The organism is Uliginosibacterium sp. sgz301328, from assembly GCF_041807905.1.
In the GTDB taxonomy this organism is placed as follows: Bacteria; Pseudomonadota; Gammaproteobacteria; order Burkholderiales; family Rhodocyclaceae; genus JBGVSA01.
This window is the reverse complement of record NZ_JBGVSA010000002.1, coordinates 234,452-254,187: the sequence shown is the minus strand read 5'-3', so window position 1 is coordinate 254,187 and position 19,736 is coordinate 234,452. Positions and strand designations below refer to the sequence as shown.

Below are 19,736 nucleotides of genomic sequence, written 5' to 3'. Positions count from 1 at the left end.
ATCAGGCGGCTTCGAGCACGCGCTTGAAACTGTCCGCATCGACGATCGCCTCGATTTCGAGATCACCTTCGATACGCTTGACCAGGCCGGCAAGAACCTTGCCCGGACCGAATTCATATACCGCTTCGATGCCAGCCGCACGCATGGCGCGCACGGTTTCGATCCAGCGCACCGGACTATACGCCTGACGGACCAGCGCATCACGGATGGTCGCCGGGTCGGTCGGCAACGCGACGTCGACGTTGTTCAGGACCGGAATGGACGGCGCGGCGAAATCGACTTCGGCCAGTCGCACAGCCAGCTTTTCGGCCGCCGGCTTCATCAGGGTGCAATGGAACGGAGCGCTGACCGGCAACTGGACTGCACGCTTGGCGCCGGCCGCCTTGGCCGCAGCCATGGCGCGCTCGACGGCACCGACATGGCCGGCAATGACGATCTGACCGGAGGAATTCAGGTTGGCGGCGGAGACGACTTCGCCCTGTGCCGATTCAGCGCACACCTTTTCGATGTCGGCCGGCTCGAGGCCGAGAATGGCAGCCATGGCCCCCACCCCGGCAGGAACGGCCTCCTGCATCACCTGGGCGCGAAACCGCACCAGCTTCACGGCGTCGGCGAACTTGATCACGCCTGCCGCCACAAGCGCGGAATACTCACCAAGACTGTGGCCCGCAACCATGGCCGGCGCAGCGCCGTTCTGTTGCTGCCAGGCGCGCCACACGGCGATGCCGGCTGTCAGCATGATGGGCTGGGTGTTGACCGTCTGGGCGATCAGCTCAGCGGGGCCTTCGGCCACCATCTGCCACAGATCCTGGCCCAGCGCTTCGGAGGCTTCGGCGAAGGTCTCGCGCACGACGGCGAGGTCGCCATAAGGCGCCATCATGCCGACCGACTGGGAGCCCTGACCGGGAAAAACGACCGCAAATTTCTTCACGTTTCAGTCCTGGAAAACAGATTCGGGAATCGGATTCGTCGTCTCAGTAGCGCACCAGCACGGCGCCCCACGTAAAACCGCCACCCACGCCCTGCAAGAGGACGGATTGTCCGCGCTGGATCCGGCCGTCACGGATCGCGGCATCCAGCGCCAGCGGGACGGATGCAGCCGAGGTGTTGCCGTGCTGATCGACGGTCACTACCACCTTAGCAGCGGGCAACTCCAGGCGCTTCGCCACGGAATTCATGATCCGGATGTTGGCCTGGTGCGGGATGAACCAGTCGAGATCGGCCTGTGGCATGTTGGCCTGCTCAAGCACTTCGATCGCCACGTCGCTCAGCAGGCGCACCGCCAGCTTGAACACGGACTGACCATCCATATACAGGAACGGCGAGCCGGCGATCTGACCAGCCGAGATGGCGCCGCTGGCGTACAGGATGTTGCTGTGGCTGCCATCGGCATGCAGGGCCGACGAAAGAATGCCTGCCTGATCCGAGGCTTCCAGCACCACGGCGCCGGCACCGTCGCCGAACAGAACACAGGTGGAGCGATCGTTCCAGTCGATCAGGCGCGACATGGTTTCGGCGCCAATCACCAGCGCACGCTTGTGGCTGCCGGAACGGATGAATTTGTCGGCGATCGTCAGCGCGTACACAAAGCCGCTGCACACCGCCTGGACGTCGAAAGCGGTGGCGCCCGCCGGCACGCCCAGCTCCGCCTGCACCAGACACGCGGTGCTGGGAAAGGTCATGTCTGGCGTGGTGGTCGCCAGCACGACCAGATCGATATCGGCAGCCGAACAACCGGCAGCCTCGAGCGCGCGCTGGGCGGCCTTGATCGACAACTGGCTGGTGGTTTCGCCGTCGGCGATATACCGCTGACGGATACCCGTGCGCTCGATGATCCAGGCGTCCGAAGTATTGATGCCGCGTGCAACCAGGTCGTCGTTACTGACGGGAGCACCCGGCACGTAGCCACCGGTGCCCGCGATACGGGAAAAGATCATGCTGATTGGGCCGCTTTGCTGTGCTCAGAGACGTATTCGTTCATGCGATGCTCGATACGCTCGATGAGGCGGTTACGGGAAGCCTCGGCCGCCCGGCGCAGCGCTTGAAGGTAGGCAAAGCTGTCGGCCGAACCGTGACTCTTGACCACCACTCCGCGCAAGCCGAGAAGACTGGCGCCATTGTACCGGCGATGGTCGACGCGGTGCTTGAAGCCCTTGAGGATCGGCATCGTCAGCAGACCCATGACCTTGGTCAGCCAGTTGCGCGTGAATTCCTCGCGCAGCGTGGTGGCGATCATCTGGGCCAGGCCTTCGGAAGCCTTGAGCGCGACGTTGCCGACAAAGCCATCACACACGACCACGTCGGTCGTGCCCTTGTAGATGTCATTGCCTTCGACGTTGCCGTAGAAATTCAAGCCGCTTTCGCGCAGCAGATCGGCCGCCTGTTTGACGACTTCGTTGCCCTTGATTTCTTCTTCGCCGATGTTGAGCAGGCCTACGGTGGGGCGTTCACGGTGTTCGAGCGCTTCGACCAGCATGGCGCCCATCAGCCCGAACTGCAGCAGATGTTCGGCCGAACAATCGACGTTGGCACCGAGGTCCAGCACATAGGTGTGGCCCTTCATCGCTGGCAGGATCGTGGCAATCGCCGGCCGATCGATGCCCGGCAGGGTCTTCAGTACAAAGCGCGAGATGGCCATCAGTGCGCCGGTATTGCCCGCCGACACGGCGGCCCCGGCCTCGCCCGACTTGACCAGATCGATCGCGACACGCATCGATGAGTCTTTCTTGACGCGCATGGCCACAGCCGGTGCGTCGTCCATTTCGACCACTTCGGTCACGTGGCGAACGATGGCGCGATCGCCAAATTGGGCCAGCGCCTGAGCGTATTTGCCTTCAAAGGCGGAAGGCAAGCCAACCAGGATGGCCCGGGCGTCGTGGTCGTCGCGCAGGAATTCGATGGCGGCCGGAAGCGTGACTGAGGGGCCATGATCGCCACCCATGCAGTCAATCGCGATGGTGATTTCCATCTCGGCTTAGCGTTGTTGCGGGGAGTTTTGATGCGTTCACCGCACAAAAAGCCACGCAGCGGCGTGCCACGTGGCTTTTTTTGCGAGTGACAGGCGAGTTATTCGCCCTTGGTCTTGAGGACCTTCTTGCCGCGGTAGAAGCCCGTCGGCGAAATGTGGTGACGCAGGTGGACTTCACCCGTGGTCGGTTCGACGGCCGTTGCCGGCGCGGTCAGAAAGTCGTGGGCGCGATGCATGCCACGCTTGGACGGGGACTTTTTATTCTGTTGAACGGCCATGATATTGCTCCTTAAAACGCTCTACTCAATCTCGCTCGGCGAGACCGAGCTGCTTTAACTTATTGTGAATCCGGCTTCCCGCGCTTGAGGCTCTTGAGAGCCGCAAACGGTGAAGCGTCTTCATCGCGCACCGCTTCGACCGGGGCATCGCATACGTCATGCACCGGCGCCAGCGGCAACGCCAGAATCAATTCTTCTTCCAACGCCTGCCGCACGTCGAAATCACGCCCGGCGTGAACCGGATCGTGACTATCGTCCTCCAGTTCATCGTCAGGCAGCGGCTCGTCGGCCGACACCAACAACAAGCGTGCATCCACGTCTACGACGTAGGGCAGCTCTTCCAGGCAGCGCTGACAGCCCAACACCAGCTCGCCGCCGGCCTGGACATGCAGGAACAGCTTTTCGCCCAGCGCGCTTTTCTCCGATTCGCCCGTCACCACATAACCCACAGGCTGGCTCGCGGTGGAGCGCAGCATGTCGATCAGGCGCGGCAACCCGGCAGCATCCACCACCCCTTCGATGCGCCCGCCACGGCGTGCGAATTCGAATGGGTCGGCGATTGTGGCCGGCGTATCGTTCTGCTGGTGCGACATAAACGGCGAATGGTATTATTTTTGGCTATCTCTGTCAAAGCCCGTCCATCGTCGTGCTTGCGTGCGGCGGCGAGTATGCCATGTCCAACAGTTCCACGCGCCAGATCGTGCTGGCTTCCACCTCGCGCTATCGTCGTGAGCTCCTCGAACGCTTCGGCCTGCCCTTCGAAACGGCCCGCCCGGACGTAGATGAGACACCTCTGCCCGGCGAGCACCCGGCCCGCACTGCGGAACGCCTAGCGCTGCAGAAGGCCCAGGCTGTCGCGGCGCAGTTTCCGAACGCGCTCGTCATCGGTAGCGACCAGGTCGCTTACCGTGGCGACGAACGGTTTGAAAAACCGGGCACGATCGAGCGCGCGATTGCTCAGCTGCGCGTCATGAGCGGCGGCACGATTGTTTTCCATACGGCGCTCTGCCTGCTGGACACCGCGAGCGGCCAGCATCAATTGGACGCCGTTCCGACCGAAGCGCGCTTCCGCAAGCTGACTGACGATGAAATCATCCGCTACGTCGAACGCGAACGCCCATTGGACGTTGCCGGCAGCGCCAAATCCGAAGGGCTTGGCATTGCTCTGCTCGAATACATGCGCGGCGACGACCCCAATGCGCTGGTCGGCTTGCCGCTGATCGCACTTGCGCGAATGCTCCAGGCGCAAGGCGTGCAGGTTCCCTGACATGGCGACCGGCACGCTCTACCTGATTCCAGTAGGCCTTGGCCCGTCGGACGTCGCCAGCACTCAGCCCGCCGGCGTCGCGGCGGTCCTCGGTAAGCTCGATTGTTTCATTGTCGAGCGCGCCAAGACCGCCCGCGCGGAGATCAAGCGCCTTGGTCATCCCGCGGCGATCCAGTCGCTCACGATCACCGAGCTACCCGAACGGCTTGATGGCCGCACTCTCGACGAATTGCTTGCTCCGGCGCGCGAGGGCCGCGACATCGGCCTGATGTCCGAAGCCGGCTGCCCCGCCGTCGCCGACCCCGGCGCGCTGGTCGTCCGGCGCGCACACGAGCGTGGAATCCGCGTTGCACCGATGGTGGGCCCCTCGTCACTGCTGCTCGGACTGATGGCGTCGGGCCTGAATGGCCAGAGCTTTGCGTTCCATGGCTACCTGCCGGTCGCCGCTGGCGAACGCACGCAACGCATCAAGCAACTCGAACGCGAATCGGCCAAGTTGCAGCGCACACAGCTTTTCATCGAAACGCCCTACCGCAACGACGCAATGTTCGACGCCCTGCTCCAGGCCTGCGAACCGAGCACGCTGCTATGCGTGGCGCGCGCACTGACGACGTCCGACGAGTGGGTCTCCACTCGCTCGATCGGCGCATGGAAGAAGTCCTCCCGGCCGGACCTCGCACGACAGCCCACAGTCTTCCTGCTCCTGGCAAGCTGACCGTGCAGCACACAAACAAAAAGGGGCATCCGCAGATGCCCCTTTCTTTTGTCCTGCCACGCGACATGGCGGGTTATTTGATACCCACGCGGCTCAATGCCTGCGTCGCACCACCTGCCACTTCCGCCCCGAAACGCTTGGCGAAACGCTCGGCAAAATTCTCACGCTGCGTGTAATCGCGCACCTCTTCGGCCTTGATTACGTCACGTGCAACGGAGTCCACCGTGCCGTAGGCATCAGCAAGACCCAGTTCGATACTCTTCGAGCCCGTCCAGAACAGGCCGGAGAACATGTCGGGCGTCTCATGCAGGCGGGCGCCGCGCCCTTTGCGGACGACATCGATGAACTGCTGGTGGATCTCTTCGAGCATGTCGTGCGCAAATTGAACCTGCTTCGGATCCTGCGGTGAGAACGGATCAAGAAAAGCCTTGTTTTCGCCAGCCGTTACCAGGCGGCGCTCGACACCCAGCTTCTCCATCGCGCCAGTAAAGCCGAATCCGTCCATGCGCACACCGATCGAACCGACGATGCTGGCCTTGTCGACGAAGATCTTGTCGGCGGCGGCGGCTACGTAATAGCCACCGGAGGCACAGATATCCTCGACCACCGCGTACAGCGGAATGTCCTTGTACTTGGCGCGCAGGCGCCGGATTTCGTCGTTGATCATGCCAGCCTGCACAGGACTGCCGCCTGGACTGTTGATTCGCAGGATCACGCCCTTGGTCCCGGCGTCCTCGAACGCCGATTGCAGGGCGAGATTCACCTGTTCTGCGTTGACTGCATCGCCAACACCAATGGCACCGTTCATCTCGACCATCGCGGTATGCGCCGCGCCGTCGCTGACTGAATCAGTGCCGTTCTGCCAGGCCCAGGTCAGGAAGAGAATGAAGCCCACGTAAGCAAAGCCGACAAGCTTGAAGAAAACACCCCAGCGGCGACGGCGGCGCGTTTCTTTGAGATTCTCGAAGGCCAGTTTTTCGAGCAGTTTGCGTTCCCAGCCGGGTTCGTTCAGATCACTCATTAGGGGGAGTCATTGATAGATAGATGGCACCGTCGCGCTCTTCCACTGCTAGCCCTTGCAGGCGGGCGCCGGTGCAAGGCCCGCCGACGCAACGCCCCGACGACGGCTCATAGAGCGCGCCATGAGTTGCGCAAACCAAGTATAAACCCGATTCATCAAAGAACTGGCCGGGCGTCCAGTCGAGCTCTACGGACACGTGGGCACAGCGGTTCAGGTAGGCGTGCGCACACCCCTCATGGCGAACCACGAAAGCCGCAGCCTCACCACGGTCGGTCGCGACAACAAACCGCACGCCATCGCCACCGTCGACCAGATCCGCAGAAGCACAAATCAGTTGTTGGTGCGCAACCATGTCCGCAGTTCGACGATGGAAGACAGGACCGCCAGCGGTTCGAGCTCAGCCAGTTCGGCGGCAGGATGCGCCCCCTGCGTCAGGCCCAGGGCGTACGTGCCAGCGTTGCGAGCCATCTGTAGATCATGCGTCGTGTCGCCGATCATGAGCGTGCGTCCGGGCTCAACGAAGAGGACATCCATCAATTCGAGCAACATCTGCGGATGCGGCTTGGAAAAAGTCTCGTCGGCACAGCGCGTCGCATGAAAGAGCGACTGCAAGCCGGTGTGCGTCAGCACACGATCGAGCCCTCGCCGCGCCTTGCCGGTCGCAATGGCAAGGTTGTAGCCCGCATCGCGCAATTCGGCCAACAGCTCCGGCACACCGACGAAGAGTTCGGACTCGATGTCCTGCCCAAGATAGTGATGGCGATAGCGATCGGCCAGGCGCGAATGGTCGGCCAGCGGCAACTGGGGCGCGATGTAATGAATGGCTTCGGCCAAGCCAAGCCCGATCACGTGATTGGCCTGCTCAACCGTCGGCACAGTCAGCGACAGATCGCGACAGGCAGCCTGCAGCGACCGTGCGATGAGCGAGGTCGAATCCATCAGCGTGCCGTCCCAGTCGAACACGATCAGGTCGAAGCGGCGATCCCTCTCATTCATGCGTTGCGTGGTCCTTCTTGGTGAAATCGCTGCGCTGCTGCGCATCGACCCGGGCGACGAAGTCCTGCAATTGTGCCGGCAACGGCGCAGTCAGTTCCAGCGTCTGACCACTGACCGGATGGGCAAAGCGCAGGATGGCCGCGTGCAGGAACATGCGGGGCAAGCCTTCCTTGACCAGTGCCTTGTTGAGCGCAAAGTCACCATACTTGTCGTCACCCAACAGTGGAAAGCCGAGCGACTGCAGGTGCACGCGGATCTGGTGCGTTCGGCCGGTCTTGAGCTCGACTTCCAGAAGACTGTACGACTCCCAACGCTTGAGCAGACGCACGATGCTGTGCGCCGGCTTGCCGTCTTCGCTGGCCACCACGCGGCGTTCGCCGTCCTCCGTCAGGTATTTGTGCAGAGCGAGCTTCACATGCTGCATCGGATTGATCCAGCGCCCCGCCACCATGGTCAGGTAGCGCTTCTCGATCTTCCCGGCGCGCATCTGGTCCTGCACGGCGTTGAGTGCGGAGCGGCGCTTACCGACGATGAGCAGGCCCGAAGTCTCGCGGTCCAGCCGATGCGCCAGTTCCAGAAACTTCGCGGTCGGCCGTTGCTGACGCAATTGCTCGATGACACCAAAACTCACACCACTGCCGCCATGCACTGCGAGACCCGCCGGCTTGTTGATCACCAACAGGGCCTCGTCCTCGAAAACCACTTCCAGCGGGGTGGCCAAGGCGGAGCGGGGAATCGCCGTCGGCTGCCGTTCGGCTACCCTTACGGGCGGGATACGTACCTCGTCACCCGCCGCCAGACGGTATGTCTGGGCCACCCGCCCGCCGTTCACCCGCACCTCGCCCGAACGCAGGATGCGGTAGATGTGGCTCTTGGGCACGCCCTTACATTCGCGAAGGAGGAAGTTGTCGATCCGCTGCCCGGCATCTTCTTCGCCGATGCTCACTTTGCGAACGGTCGCTGTGCTGCGGGATTCCGCCGGATGGGCTTTGCCTATAGTCATGTTTTTCCAATATACTGCGGCAGTTGTCCAGGCTCTGAGTCCTTGGCGTTATCCGCGCGGTCTGCCGTGCATGAGAGCGTCACCGGTCCGGGATTTCCAGTCAGCTGGTCACGAGCGTTGCAGGCCGTCGAACGCGGTATTCCCGTTCCGCCGCACATATGCGCTCCAGACCGTGCCAATGCAGTGCGCCCCTCAGGTCGATTCTTCCCCGAGCGCGAGGCCCACGGCAAGACGATCCGGCCCCGGTCACCGCCCTCGCCGCACCTGCTTGTTCCGCGCGCGGAATCACGTCATTCGATAACGACCTCGGTCAGTCGCCGGCAACGCACGCCGCTCCCGCATCCGCATCCGGATGGGGCCGCGATGGTAATACGAAACCAATTTGATCGACACCATTTAGCGCGCGAACGCAGATATTGCCGCCTTGGAACGCCGGCCTGGATGCCTGGCTCCAAGGTGTAAGAAGACTCACTGAACCCTGTTTTCACTCTGCCCCACGGACTCGATGCCAACCCGGACTCCGACAAGCTGACTGAATGCGCCGCCTCACATACCCCGAGGCGGCAAGGATTCTGTGCGCCCCGTGTTTCGCGCGCGGGAGAAGAACTACATGAAGCGCATGCTTTTCAACGCGACGCAGGCCGAAGAACTGCGCGTCGCAATCGTAGATGGTCAGAAATTGATCGATCTCGATATCGAATCGGCCACCAAGGAACAACGCAAGAGCAACATCTACAAGGGCGTGATCACGCGCATCGAGCCCAGCCTCGAAGCCGCGTTCATCGACTATGGCGCAGAGCGTCATGGCTTCCTGCCCTTCAAGGAAATCTCCCGCGCCTATTTCAAGGAAGGTGTCGACGCCTCGCGCGCCACCATCAAGGAAGCCCTGCGCGAAGGCCAGGAGCTCATCGTCCAGGTTGAAAAGGACGAGCGCGGCAACAAGGGCGCCGCATTGACGACCTTCGTCTCGCTGGCCGGCCGCTATCTGGTGCTGATGCCCAACAACCCGCGCGGCGGCGGTGTTTCGCGCCGCGTCGAAGGCGACGAGCGCGCCGAACTGCGCGAAGTGCTCGACGCGCTGGAAGTCCCCTCCGGCATGAGCATGATCGCCCGTACCGCGGCCATCGGCCATTCCGCCGACGAGCTGCAATGGGACCTGAACTACCTGCTTCAACTGTGGCGTGCCATCGAAGGCGCGGCACAGGCGCAGACCGGCGCTTTCCTGATCTACCAGGAAGGCAGCCTCGTCATTCGCGCCATCCGCGATTACTTCCAGCCTGACATCGGCGAAATCCTCATCGACACCGACGAGATCTTCGAGCAGGCCCAGCAATTCATGTCGCATGTGATGCCGGGCACTGCGAACCGCGTCAAGCGCTACCGCGACGACGTCCCGCTGTTCTCGCGATTCCAGATCGAGCACCAGATCGAATCGGCCTACTCACGCCAGGTGAATCTGCCCTCCGGCGGCGCCATCGTCATCGACCACACCGAAGCACTGGTGTCGATCGACGTGAACTCCGGCCGTGCCACGCGCGGCTCGGACATCGAAGACACGGCCACTCGCACCAACCTCGAAGCCGCCGACGAAATCGCCCGTCAGTTGCGCCTGCGCGACCTGGGTGGGCTGATCGTCATCGACTTCATCGACATGGAAAACCCACGCAATCAGCGCGAAGTCGAAAACCGCCTGCGCGACGCGCTGCGCTATGACCGCGCCCGCGTGCAGACCGGCAAGATCAGCCGCTTCGGCCTGCTCGAACTATCGCGCCAGCGTCTGCGCCCGGCATTGGCCGAGACCAGCTATATCACCTGCCCGCGTTGCACGGGCACCGGCCATATCCGCTCGACGGAATCGGCCGCGCTGCACATCGTCCGCATCCTTGAAGAAGAAGCGATGAAGGAAAACACGGGCGCCGTGCACTGTCAGGTGCCGGTCGACGTGGCCACCTTCCTGCTCAACGAAAAACGCGACGACATCGCCAAGATCGAGCTGCGCCACAAGGTCAACCTGCTGATCGTCCCGAACCGCCACCTCGAAACGCCGGCGCACGAGATCATCCGCCTGCGCCACGACCAGCTCAACCAGGACGAGACGGCAATCCCCAGCTATCGCATGGCCACGACACCGGCCAACGCGACTTACGTGCCGCCCTCGGCCAACCTGGAAAAACCCGCAAAGGCCCCGGAAGCCGCCATCAAAGGCATCACGCCTGCGCAGCCTGCACCGGTGGCGGCAGCACCGTCCAAGGCCGAGGCCGCCCCGTCCAAGGGCTTCTTCCAACGCATCATGGAATGGCTGCGCGGCGAACCGGCACAAGCGGCTCAGGCACCCGCCGCACCAGCCAAGGGCAACGGCAACGGCCGTCGTGACGGCCAGCGTCGCCGCGACGGCGAACGCGGCGAGCGCAAGCAACGTGGCGAGCGCGGTGAAGGCCAGGGCCGTCGCGAAGCCCAAGCCCAGCAGGGCCAGAATCGTCGCGACGAACAGCGTCAGGAGCGTCCGCAACGCGAAGAGCGCCAGAGCCGCGAAGAACGTGGTGAGCGCAATCGGAACGAAGCTCGCCAGGCCAGCACCGAACAGCGCGAACGTAAGGAAAAGCAGCCGCGTCAGGAACGCCCTGAAGTTGCCGCAGCCGCCGAAGGCGCCCAGCAACAACAGAAGCCGCAGCGCGAACGCCGCGAGCGCCAGCCGCGTGAAAGCCGCGAGGCGCGCGAAGCCCGCGAGGAAGCGCTGGCCGTGCAAGCCGTGGTTGCCGTCAATGAAGGCGCCGCCGAGCAAGAAACCACCGCCGGCGTCGAAACCGTGGCAGGCGAGCAACGCGAAGGCAGCGGCCGTCGCCGCAACCGTCGCGGCCGTGGTCGTGGCCGTGGCGAAAACGCAGCGGCAACGGCAGAGGGTGTCGTCGAGTCTGGCGCAGAGGGCGTCGAGGCAGAAGGCATTGCTGCAGAAGTCCAATCCACGCCGGCAGCTGCCACCGCCGCTGTGGAAATCGCGCACGGCGAGACCGTGAGCGCTGTCGAACAACCGGCAGTGGTCACCGAAGCAGTCGCAACGGAAACCACCGCCGAACTGCAACGCGAGGCCGCTGTGGCCAGCGTCGAAACCGTTCGCGAAGCGCCGCCTGTCGCTGACGCAGTTCCGGTCCCAGCAGCCCATGAGCCGGCTCCGGTCACCGAACCGGCGCCTACGGCAGATCTGGTGTTTGCTCCTGCCGTTGAAACGCCGATGCCGACGGTAGCAGTCGAAGGGGCGCCCGCCACGGAAGTCGCTGCCGAACCGGCACCGGTTGAACCCGTTCCGGCCGTCGTGGCAGAAACCGCTCCGGCCTTGCCTGAAGAGGCTCCGGTCGCCCCGGCGGCAGTCGCTCCGGCAGCGTTCGATCTGCAAGCCATCCTGGCCCAAAGCAGCCTTGAGATGGTCGAAACCGTGCCCGGCACGGCCAAGGCGCCCGTTATCGCTGAAGAGACACCGGCTCCGCGCCCGGCTCGCCGTCGCTCTCGTCCGGCGGCCGCAGCCAGCGAAGAACCGTTGCAGCAAGTCGAAACGCGCAACTGATCGCACTACATGTCCGCGCGGAGCGGACAGCGGCCGGAAGGTCGCTTCGATGCTCCGCGTGACACGCGAAAAAAAGCCGCCTCGTTCTCACGTGGCGGCTTTTTGTTGCCCGGTCGGCAAGGTCCTTAGTCGGCGTCGGTATCGATCTGGGAGACGAGTCGCTGCGGACGCAGCGCGCCGCCTTCGTCGATCACGCCCGTTCCAATGAAGCGCTCGCCGTACACGCGCACGGGGCCACGCGCGTCGATCGGCGCACGCAACGCCTGTCCGTGGCCGAAACGTGTCGCGAGCGCGGGCTCCAGATCGATGCGCGGCAGATGCGCAAGTAAGCTATCGACGGGGCGCAGAACGTTGCTTCGTGCGCTCTCCTCGATCGCCAGCAAGCCTTCAAGCGTGTATGCGTCAGCCACATCGAGGCCACCACTCTGCGTGCGCCTCAGCGCGGTCAGGTGTGCGCCACATGCAAGCGCAGCGCCGATGTCCGCGGCCAGCGTGCGAATGTACGTGCCCTTCGAGCAATGCACGACGATATCGATCTGCGAACCCGCGACGCGGCGTACGTCGAGCGCATGGATTGTGATCTCACGGGCGGGTCGTTCGATGTGGATGCCCTGCCGTGCGTACTCGTACAGCGGCTTGCCCTCGTATTTCAGTGCGGAATACATCGGCGGCACCTGGCTGATGGGGCCGATGAAGCGCGCACACACAGCGCGGATGGCTGCTTCGTCCACCGTCACCGGCCGGGTGTCGAGCACTTCCCCTTCGGCGTCACCCGTCGTGGTGGTCACACCAAGCTGAAGCGTAGCTTCGTAGGTCTTGTCCGAATCCAGCAGCAGATTCGAGAATTTGGTCGCCTCGCCGAACAGCACCGGCAACAGGCCTGTCGCCAGCGGATCGAGCGTACCCGTGTGGCCCGCCTTGGCGGCCTGGAAGACGCGACGCGCCTTCTGGAGTGCGTCGTTGGAACTCAAACCGCGCGGCTTGTCGAGCAGCAGAACGCCGTCGACCTGCTGCCAGCGGCGGCGCATGGAAGCTTTACTCATGGAGATAGGATCAGGCGTCCCAATCGTCGCATCGATCACTGGCGACCGCCAGCAACGAACGCGGGCGATCAGTCTTTCTTGCCGGTGTTCTGCAGATCAGGATCGGGTGCCGCTTCTTCTTCGACAGACGAAGTCTCCAGCGCCTTGTCGATCAGCGCCGACAGGTGCGAACCGCGCTCCACCGATTCGTCATAAACGAAATGCAGTTCAGGCGTGGTGTGAATGCGCACGCGGCGACCCAGCTCGCGGCGCAGGAATCCACTGGCGCGGCGCAGGCCAATCAGAATCTCGTCCAGTCCCTCACGCCCTTTCATGGACGTAAAGAACACCTTTGCGTGGGCGTAGTCAGCGCTGATCTCGACGTCGGTCAACGTAATAAAGCCGACACGCGGATCCTTCACTTCAAGCCGGATGAGTTCGGCGAGTTCTCGACGGATCTGCTCGGTCACGCGCGAGCTGCGCGAATAATCTTTTGGCATGGTGTTGCTCCAGGCGGCACAACGAGGGCGCCGCACAATGCTTCTTGCAAAAACCACAAAGCGCACCGGGCGGATGCCGTGGTGCGCTTCGCGGGTAATCCGGGCGGACCGGCGAGCGCCGGCCCACGCGCGAGCGGTGCTTTACAGCGTGCGCGCGATTTCCTGGATTTCGTACACTTCCAACCGGTCGCTTTCCTGGATGTCGTTGTAGTTCTTCAGCGACAAACCACACTCAAAGCCGGCTCGCACTTCCTTGACATCATCCTTGAAGCGCTTGAGCGAATCGAGTTCGCCCGTAAAGACGACCATGTTGTCGCGGATGAGGCGCACCAGCGAGTTGCGGCGCACGACACCGTCGAGCACGTAACAACCGGCGATCGCGCCGACCTTCGAGATGCGGAAGATCTGGCGGATTTCGACTTCGCCGATGACCTGTTCGCGTTTCTCCGGAGCCAGCATCCCCGACAAGGCCGCCTTGATCTCATCGACCGCGTCGTAGATGATATTGTAGTAACGGATATCGACGTCGAACGATTCGGCCAGCTTGCGCGCACCCGCATCGGCACGCGTGTTGAAGCCGATGATCACTGCACCGGAAGCCTGCGCCAGGTTGACGTCGGTTTCGGTGATGGCGCCCACGGCACCGTGGATGACATTGACGCGAACTTCGTCCGTCGACAGCTTGAGCAGCGACTGCACCAGCGCCTCTTGCGAGCCCTGAACGTCGGCCTTGACGATGAGGGGCAGCGTCTTGACCTCGCCGTCCTTCATCTGGTCGAACACGTTCTCGAGCTTGGCGGCTTGCTGCTTGGCCAGCTTCACGTCGCGGAACTTGCCTTGGCGGAACAGCGCGATTTCGCGCGCACGGCGCTCATCCGACAGCGCCATGACTTCGTCACCGGCTCCCGGCACGTCCGAGAGGCCCAGCACTTCGACCGGAATCGACGGACCGGCTTCGGCGATCTGCTTGCCGTTTTCGTCCAGCATCGCGCGGATGCGGCCGAACGTCGCACCGGCCAGGATCACGTCGCCACGACGCAACGTGCCGGACTGAACCAGCAGCGTGCACACCGGACCACGGCCCTTGTCCAGGCGAGCTTCGATGACGATACCCTTGGCAGGCGCTTCCACCGGAGCCTTCAGCTCCAGCACTTCGGCTTGCAGCAGGATCGCGTCGAGCAGCGCATCGACGCCTGTCCCGGCCTTGGCTGACACCGGCATGAACATGGCGTCGCCGCCATATTCTTCGGGGATCACGCCTTCGGCAACCAGCTCCTGCTTGACGCGGTCCGGGTTGGCTTCGGGCTTGTCGATCTTGTTGATCGCCACAACGATGGGCACGTTGGCCGCCTTGGCGTGGTGGATGGCTTCACGCGTCTGCGGCATCACGCCGTCGTCGGCGGCAACCACCAGCACCACGATGTCAGTCGCTTGCGCACCGCGAGCACGCATGGCCGTAAAGGCCTCGTGACCCGGGGTGTCGAGGAAGGTGATGATGCCTTTCTCCGTCTCGACGTGGTACGCGCCAATGTGCTGCGTAATGCCGCCGGCTTCGCCCGCCGCCACCTTGGTGCGACGAATGTAGTCCAGCAGCGAGGTCTTGCCGTGGTCGACGTGACCCGGGGTGTCGAGGAAGGTGATGATGCCTTTCTCCGTCTCGACGTGGTACGCGCCAATGTGCTGCGTAATGCCGCCGGCTTCGCCCGCCGCCACCTTGGTGCGACGAATGTAGTCCAGCAGCGAGGTCTTGCCGTGGTCGACGTGGCCCATGACGGTGACGACCGGCGCACGCGGGAGTTCTTCGACATCCTTTTGTGCGGACTCATCGAGGAAGGCTTCCGGATCGTCCAGCTTCGCGGCGACCGCAGTGTGGCCCATTTCTTCCACCACGATCATGGCGGTTTCCTGGTCCAGCACCTGGTTGATGGTGACCATCTGGCCCAGCATCATCATCTTCTTGATGACCTCGGTCGCCTTCACCGACATCTTGTGGGCGAGGTCCGCCACGGAGATGGTTTCCGGCACGTGCACTTCACGCACCACCGGTTCGGTCGGCGCCTGGAAGCTGGAACCGCTGTCTTGCTGACGGCCATGACGACCGCCGGCGCGCGGGCCCGAACGCCAGTTGCCCGTGCCACCGCCCGCGTCACCACGGGTCTTGATGGTACGGCGCTTGGAGTTTTCGTCCTGGAAGGAACCGCCGGTCTTCTCCTTGCCGGCGACTGCCTTCTTGGCGCCCTTGTCTTCCGTCTTGGCAGGCTTGTGCAGGGTGCCGCTCTTGCCGGGCGCACCGGCGGAGGCTTCCTTGCGGGCGGCATCGGCAGCGGCCTTGGCACGGGCGGCTTCTTCAGCAACCTTGCGAGCCTCTTCCGCAGCCTTACGGGCGGCGTCGCGCTCTTGCTTGGCGCGCAGATCGGCTTCTTGCAGCTCACGCAGCTTGGCCTGGCGACGAGCTTCTTCTTCGCGTCGCTTGATGTCGCGTTCGGTCAGGAACGAACGGGGGCCAGAGGGCGATGCCGCAGCGGCTTCGGTCGCATCTTCGGCGACGGATTCGACTTCGGGCTCCGGCTCGGGCACGGGCTCAGGTTCGGGCGCGGCTTCAACAACCGGCTCGGGTTCGGGTTCCGGCTGCGGTTCGGGTTCAGGCTCGACAATGACTTCAGCAACCGGTTCGGGTTCGACAGCCAGCACTTCGGGCTCGGCGACCACAGCCTCTTCAACGACCGGCTCGGGAGCAACCACCTGGATGGGTTCCTCGACGACATCCGGTGCGGCGACCAGCGCTTCTTCTTGCCCTTCGCTCGCCAGCACGCCCTCGTCCGCCGTGTCATCACGCTTGACGAAGGTGCGCTTCTTGCGCACTTCGACCTGGATGGTGCGGGCTCGGCCCGTGGAGTCGGATGCCTTGATCTCGCTGGTCTGCTTGCGCGTCAGCGTGATCTTGGATTTGCCCGCCGTCTCGCCATGCGAGCGGCGCAGGTAGTCAAGCAGGCGCGCCTTATCCTGCTCGCTCACAGCATCCTTTTCTCCGGCCTTGGCGACGCCAGCCTTCTGGAACTGTTCAAGCAGCACAGGTGCCGGCATTTTCAGTTCGGTGGCGAAATCCGCCACGCTCATTTGCGCCATACTTAACTTCTCCCTGCTTACTCGAACCAGTGCGCGCGCGCCTTGGTGATCAATTCTTTGGCCGCGTCTTCAGACAGCTCGGCCAGCTCCATCAACTCGTCCACTGCCAGATCGGCCAAGTCGTCGCGGGTCTTGATACCACCGCTGGCCAATTTGGCTGCCAGTTGCTTGTCCATACCTTCGAGGCTGAGCAGATCGTCAGCGACGTTTTCAAGCTGCTCCTCGGAGACGATCGCTTCGGTCAGCAGCACATTGCGTGCACGCTGGCGCAGCTCGTTGACCGTTTCTTCGTCGAAGGCTTCGATCTCGAGCATTTCGGCCAGCGGCACGTAGGCCACTTCCTCCAGCGACGAGAAACCCTCTTCGATCAGGATGTCGGCAACTTCTTCATCCACGTCCAGCCTTTCGCAGAACAGGGCACGCAGACGGCCACGTTCTTCTTCGCCCTTGGCGACGGCGTCGGTCTCGGTCATCAGATTGATGGTCCAGCCCGTCAGCTCGGATGCGAGCTTGACGTTCTGACCGCCGCGGCCGATGGCCATTGCCAGATTGCTCTCGTCGACCACGACGTCCATGCTGTGCGCTTCTTCGTCGACCACCAGCGAACTCACTTCGGCCGGTGCCAACGCTGCGATCACGAACTGCGCCGGATCTGCATTCCACAACACGATATCGACGTTCTCGCCGCCCAATTCGTTACGTACGGCGGTGACGCGCGAACCGCGCAGGCCGACGCAGGTGCCGATCGGGTCGATGCGCGGATCGTTGGCCTTGACGGCAATCTTGGCGCGCAGGCCCGGATCGCGAGCGGCTGCCTTGATTTCGAGAAGACCGTCTTCGATCTCGGGCACTTCAAGCTCAAACAACTTCGAGATGAACTCCGGCGCGCTACGCGACAGGATCAGTTGCGGACCACGCGCACTGCGATCGATGCGCAGCAGATATGCGCGCACACGGTCGCCGACGCGCAGGTTTTCCTTCGGGATCTGCTGATCGCGCGGCAGGAGCGCTTCGAGGCGGCCCACTTCGACCACGGCATTGCCGCGTTCGACACGCTTCACGCTGCCGGTGACGAGGTGTTCCTTGCGATCGAGGAAGTCATTCAGGATCTGCTCGCGCTCAGCGTCGCGGATCTTTTGCAGAATGACCTGTTTGGCTGCCTGCGCACCGATGCGACCGAAGTCGATCGGTTCGAGCGGCTCTTCAACGTATTCACCGACCTGGATGTCGGCGAACTGGTCACGCGCATCGATCAAGCCCATTTGTGCTTCGTCGTTCTCGACTTCAGCGTCGGGCAGCACAAGCCAGCGGCGGAACGACTCATAGTCGCCCGTCTCGCGGTCGATGGACACACGCACGTCGGCGTCGTCATGGATGCGCTTCTTGGTCGCCGAGGCCAATGCCTGTTCGAGGGCCGTGAAGACGATGTCCTTAGCGACGTTTTTCTCGCGCGCCAGTGCGTCCACAAGCAGCAGAATATCGCGGCTCATTGTTTGAAAACTCCCGAAATCGCTTAATCGAATTTCGGCACGAGGCGTGCCTTTTCTATCTGATCGAGGGCGAAGCTGACCTCGCCCTTGTCGGTCGTCATGACCACCGCACCGTCGCGCACACCCACCAGCGTGCCGGCGAAGTTGCGCTGATTACCCACGGGAATGCGGATACGAACCTGGGCATCCTGGCCGGCGAAGCGCTCGAAATCTGCTGCCTTCTTGAGCGGACGATCGAGCCCCGGCGAGGACACTTCAAGTCGGTCGTAGTCGACGCCTTCTACCTCGAACACACGCTGCAGGTGATTGCTCACCGTGGCGCAGTCGTCCACGTTGATGCCCCGGTCGATGTCAATGAAGACACGAAGCAAGCGCCCCTTGGGCGACAGCTCCAGATCGACCAGTTCGTAACCCAGGCCGGTCACGGCACTGTCTACGATTGCTTCGACGTTGTTCAAGAATGTCATTTGCGCGCTACAAATAAAAAATGGGCATAACGCCCATCCCGACCCGCCAAAAACGGCTGCCTGTTTCAGGTTCCGTCAGCAGACTTACCAACGAATCAACGAGATGATAACACGCTGACGCCTGCTCAGTAAATGCGCACGCGCGCCTCAGACGGGCGGGGACGGCATGTAGCCGCCCTCTTCGCCCGTCCGGGCAGGTGTCGTCGAAGATTCAGCGGCCAGCGCGCGGAGCGCGGGGCGCCCTGGGTGCCCTGGGCGCTTTCGGTGTCTTGGGAGCGTCCGCCGCCTTGGGAGTGCGATGCGGGCGCGTGGAGCGCGGCCCCTTCGGCGTGCGGCGATCACCGGGGCGCTGCTGCTTCTTGGGCAATACCTTGCCGCCCAGCGCAGCCACGCCTTCGGGACTCATTTCTTCGTACATGCCGCGCTTGAGTCGGCGCGGCAATTCCGCGGCGCCATAGCGCACGCGGATCAGGCGGCTCACCATCTGGCCGACAGATTCGAACATACGGCGCACTTCGCGGTTACGGCCTTCCGAAATCGTCACGCGATACCAGTGGTTGGCGCCTTCGCCACCTTCATCGCGAAGGCTATTGAAACGGGCGGTACCGTCTTCGAGCTGAATGCCCTCGGTCAGGCTCTTGGCCTGCTCTTCGGTCAGTTCCCCCATGATGCGCACCGCGTATTCGCGCTCGAGTTCATAACGCGGATGCATCAGACGGTTGGCCAGATCACCGCTGTCGGTGAACAACAGCAGCCCGCTGGTATTGAAGTCCAGGCGCCCGATGGCGATCCAGCGTCCGCGACGCAGTGCGGGCAAGCGATCGAATACGCTGGGGCGACCTTCCGGGTCGTCGCGCGAGACGATTTCGCCTTCGGGCTTGTGATACACGAGCACGCGGGCGGCGCGCTCGGCAAAGCGCAGATTAACGAGCTTGCCATTGACCTTTACCCGGTCGCCTGCGCTGACTTTCTGACCAAGGAAGGCCGGCAAGCCATTTACGCTCACGCGACCGGCAACGATCCAGTCTTCGATCTCGCGGCGCGACGCCACCCCCGCTTCGGCCAGCTTTTTCTGGATGCGCTCGGCTACGCTGCCGTCGTCCTTGCCATTGGCGCCACCACCCTTGGCATTGCGACCGCGGCCCGCAGTGCCATCATCGGCATCGGATTCCGCCGCAACCGCACCGGGCTGCATGTCATCGCCGTCGTCGAATTCGTCGTCGTAGCGCGGTTCAAGATCGATCAGACCAAAATCGGCCTGGGTTTCACCATTCGGTACGCGCGGACGGCGCGGACCGTTATTCTTCTGCGCCGCGCTCCTCGG

General features: G+C 63.1%; 18 protein-coding genes. 3 read left to right on the top strand and 15 right to left on the bottom strand.

Annotation, left to right across the window (positions count from 1 at the left end):
- Window position 1: 1 nt before the first annotated feature.
- The 5 genes from fabD to ACDA63_RS02575 form a co-directional block, all read right to left on the bottom strand.
- Window positions 2–931 (bottom strand): ACP S-malonyltransferase, encoded by a 930-nt coding sequence (fabD, locus tag ACDA63_RS02595; protein WP_373661603.1) that lies wholly within the window; start codon window positions 929–931, stop codon window positions 2–4.
- A gap of 43 nt (window positions 932–974) precedes the next feature.
- Window positions 975–1,937 carry a beta-ketoacyl-ACP synthase III gene (locus tag ACDA63_RS02590; RefSeq protein ID WP_373661602.1) on the bottom strand — a complete coding sequence of 321 codons (963 nt, stop codon included), beginning with the start codon at window positions 1,935–1,937 and terminating at the stop codon, window positions 975–977.
- The gene (plsX, locus tag ACDA63_RS02585; RefSeq protein ID WP_373661601.1) at window positions 1,934–2,968 is read right to left on the bottom strand and encodes a phosphate acyltransferase PlsX; all 1,035 of its coding nucleotides are present in this window, start codon (window positions 2,966–2,968) and stop codon (window positions 1,934–1,936) included. Before plsX ends, ACDA63_RS02590 begins: the two co-directional genes overlap by 4 nt.
- A gap of 98 nt (window positions 2,969–3,066) precedes the next feature.
- Window positions 3,067–3,246, bottom strand: coding sequence for a 50S ribosomal protein L32 (gene rpmF / locus ACDA63_RS02580; RefSeq protein WP_373661600.1), 180 nt, complete (start codon window positions 3,244–3,246; stop codon window positions 3,067–3,069).
- 59 nt (window positions 3,247–3,305) lie between these two features.
- Entirely contained in the window at window positions 3,306–3,839 is a 534-nt protein-coding gene (locus ACDA63_RS02575; RefSeq protein ID WP_373661599.1) for a DUF177 domain-containing protein, read from the bottom strand.
- A gap of 80 nt (window positions 3,840–3,919) precedes the next feature.
- Between ACDA63_RS02575 and ACDA63_RS02570 the strand changes: the two genes are divergently transcribed.
- Together ACDA63_RS02570 and ACDA63_RS02565 are read left to right on the top strand one after the other, a co-directional pair.
- Entirely contained in the window at window positions 3,920–4,513 is a 594-nt protein-coding gene (locus tag ACDA63_RS02570) for a nucleoside triphosphate pyrophosphatase (protein ID WP_373661598.1), read from the top strand.
- A 1-nt stretch (window position 4,514) separates the two neighbouring features.
- Window positions 4,515–5,228 (top strand): SAM-dependent methyltransferase, encoded by a 714-nt coding sequence (locus ACDA63_RS02565; protein WP_373661597.1) that lies wholly within the window; start codon window positions 4,515–4,517, stop codon window positions 5,226–5,228.
- Window positions 5,229–5,301: 73 nt separating this feature from the next.
- On the opposite strand, the gene ACDA63_RS02560 is transcribed toward ACDA63_RS02565, so the two are convergent.
- Genes ACDA63_RS02560 through ACDA63_RS02545 form a run of 4 tightly spaced genes read right to left on the bottom strand, consistent with a single transcriptional unit; the run spans window position 5,302 to window position 8,248 of the window.
- The gene (locus ACDA63_RS02560; protein ID WP_373661596.1) at window positions 5,302–6,249 is read right to left on the bottom strand and encodes a S49 family peptidase; all 948 of its coding nucleotides are present in this window, start codon (window positions 6,247–6,249) and stop codon (window positions 5,302–5,304) included.
- Entirely contained in the window at window positions 6,242–6,601 is a 360-nt protein-coding gene (locus tag ACDA63_RS02555) for a Rieske (2Fe-2S) protein (protein WP_373661595.1), read from the bottom strand. Before ACDA63_RS02555 ends, ACDA63_RS02560 begins: the two co-directional genes overlap by 8 nt.
- Window positions 6,580–7,245 carry an HAD-IA family hydrolase gene (locus ACDA63_RS02550; RefSeq protein ID WP_373661594.1) on the bottom strand — a complete coding sequence of 222 codons (666 nt, stop codon included), beginning with the start codon at window positions 7,243–7,245 and terminating at the stop codon, window positions 6,580–6,582. The genes ACDA63_RS02555 and ACDA63_RS02550 overlap by 22 nt, the downstream gene beginning before the upstream one ends.
- Entirely contained in the window at window positions 7,238–8,248 is a 1,011-nt protein-coding gene (locus tag ACDA63_RS02545; RefSeq protein ID WP_373661593.1) for an RluA family pseudouridine synthase, read from the bottom strand. The genes ACDA63_RS02550 and ACDA63_RS02545 overlap by 8 nt, the downstream gene beginning before the upstream one ends.
- 610 nt (window positions 8,249–8,858) lie before the next feature.
- On the opposite strand from ACDA63_RS02545, the gene ACDA63_RS02540 reads away from it, so the two are divergent.
- A complete protein-coding gene (locus ACDA63_RS02540) occupies window positions 8,859–11,807 on the top strand; it encodes an Rne/Rng family ribonuclease (RefSeq protein WP_373661592.1) in 2,949 nt (982 codons plus the stop codon).
- A 125-nt stretch (window positions 11,808–11,932) separates the two neighbouring features.
- Here the strand turns inward: ACDA63_RS02540 and truB are convergent, their stop codons facing one another.
- The 6 genes from truB to rluB form a co-directional block, all read right to left on the bottom strand.
- Complete coding sequence (truB, locus tag ACDA63_RS02535) at window positions 11,933–12,850, bottom strand: tRNA pseudouridine(55) synthase TruB (protein WP_373661591.1); 918 nt, start codon at window positions 12,848–12,850, stop codon at window positions 11,933–11,935.
- 68 nt (window positions 12,851–12,918) lie between these two features.
- Window positions 12,919–13,329 (bottom strand): 30S ribosome-binding factor RbfA, encoded by a 411-nt coding sequence (rbfA, locus tag ACDA63_RS02530; protein WP_373661590.1) that lies wholly within the window; start codon window positions 13,327–13,329, stop codon window positions 12,919–12,921.
- Window positions 13,330–13,470: 141 nt separating this feature from the next.
- The gene (gene infB / locus ACDA63_RS02525; RefSeq protein ID WP_373661589.1) at window positions 13,471–16,455 is read right to left on the bottom strand and encodes a translation initiation factor IF-2; all 2,985 of its coding nucleotides are present in this window, start codon (window positions 16,453–16,455) and stop codon (window positions 13,471–13,473) included.
- Window positions 16,456–16,472: 17 nt separating this feature from the next.
- Window positions 16,473–17,945, bottom strand: coding sequence for a transcription termination factor NusA (nusA, locus tag ACDA63_RS02520; RefSeq protein WP_373661588.1), 1,473 nt, complete (start codon window positions 17,943–17,945; stop codon window positions 16,473–16,475).
- 23 nt (window positions 17,946–17,968) lie between these two features.
- On the bottom strand, window positions 17,969–18,412 hold the full coding sequence (rimP, locus tag ACDA63_RS02515) for a ribosome maturation factor RimP (RefSeq protein WP_373661587.1): 444 nt from the start codon (window positions 18,410–18,412) through the stop codon (window positions 17,969–17,971).
- A gap of 211 nt (window positions 18,413–18,623) precedes the next feature.
- Window positions 18,624–19,607: a 23S rRNA pseudouridine(2605) synthase RluB gene (gene rluB / locus ACDA63_RS02510; protein WP_373661586.1), complete on the bottom strand. Its 984-nt coding sequence runs from the start codon at window positions 19,605–19,607 to the stop codon at window positions 18,624–18,626.
- Window positions 19,608–19,736 lie beyond the last annotated feature (129 nt).

Bases quoted from the DNA above. Each gene is read 5' to 3' on its own strand.
- ACDA63_RS02575 (WP_373661599.1), bottom strand. From the start codon at position 3,839: ATGTCGCACCAGCAGAACGATACGCCGGCCACAATCGCCGACCCATTC.
- ACDA63_RS02560 (WP_373661596.1), bottom strand. From the start codon at position 6,249: ATGAGTGATCTGAACGAACCCGGCTGGGAACGCAAACTGCTCGAAAAA.
- ACDA63_RS02540 (WP_373661592.1), top strand. From the start codon at position 8,859: ATGAAGCGCATGCTTTTCAACGCGACGCAGGCCGAAGAACTGCGCGTC.
- ACDA63_RS02590 (WP_373661602.1), bottom strand. From the start codon at position 1,937: ATGATCTTTTCCCGTATCGCGGGCACCGGTGGCTACGTGCCGGGTGCT.
- ACDA63_RS02565 (WP_373661597.1), top strand. From the start codon at position 4,515: ATGGCGACCGGCACGCTCTACCTGATTCCAGTAGGCCTTGGCCCGTCG.
- infB (WP_373661589.1), bottom strand. From the start codon at position 16,455: ATGGCGCAAATGAGCGTGGCGGATTTCGCCACCGAACTGAAAATGCCG.
- rbfA (WP_373661590.1), bottom strand. From the start codon at position 13,329: ATGCCAAAAGATTATTCGCGCAGCTCGCGCGTGACCGAGCAGATCCGT.
- plsX (WP_373661601.1), bottom strand. From the start codon at position 2,968: ATGGAAATCACCATCGCGATTGACTGCATGGGTGGCGATCATGGCCCC.
- rpmF (WP_373661600.1), bottom strand. From the start codon at position 3,246: ATGGCCGTTCAACAGAATAAAAAGTCCCCGTCCAAGCGTGGCATGCAT.
- rluB (WP_373661586.1), bottom strand. From the start codon at position 19,607: ATGCAGCCCGGTGCGGTTGCGGCGGAATCCGATGCCGATGATGGCACT.
- nusA (WP_373661588.1), bottom strand. From the start codon at position 17,945: ATGAGCCGCGATATTCTGCTGCTTGTGGACGCACTGGCGCGCGAGAAA.
- truB (WP_373661591.1), bottom strand. From the start codon at position 12,850: ATGAGTAAAGCTTCCATGCGCCGCCGCTGGCAGCAGGTCGACGGCGTT.
- ACDA63_RS02550 (WP_373661594.1), bottom strand. From the start codon at position 7,245: ATGAATGAGAGGGATCGCCGCTTCGACCTGATCGTGTTCGACTGGGAC.
- ACDA63_RS02555 (WP_373661595.1), bottom strand. From the start codon at position 6,601: ATGGTTGCGCACCAACAACTGATTTGTGCTTCTGCGGATCTGGTCGAC.
- ACDA63_RS02570 (WP_373661598.1), top strand. From the start codon at position 3,920: ATGTCCAACAGTTCCACGCGCCAGATCGTGCTGGCTTCCACCTCGCGC.
- rimP (WP_373661587.1), bottom strand. From the start codon at position 18,412: ATGACATTCTTGAACAACGTCGAAGCAATCGTAGACAGTGCCGTGACC.
- ACDA63_RS02545 (WP_373661593.1), bottom strand. From the start codon at position 8,248: ATGACTATAGGCAAAGCCCATCCGGCGGAATCCCGCAGCACAGCGACC.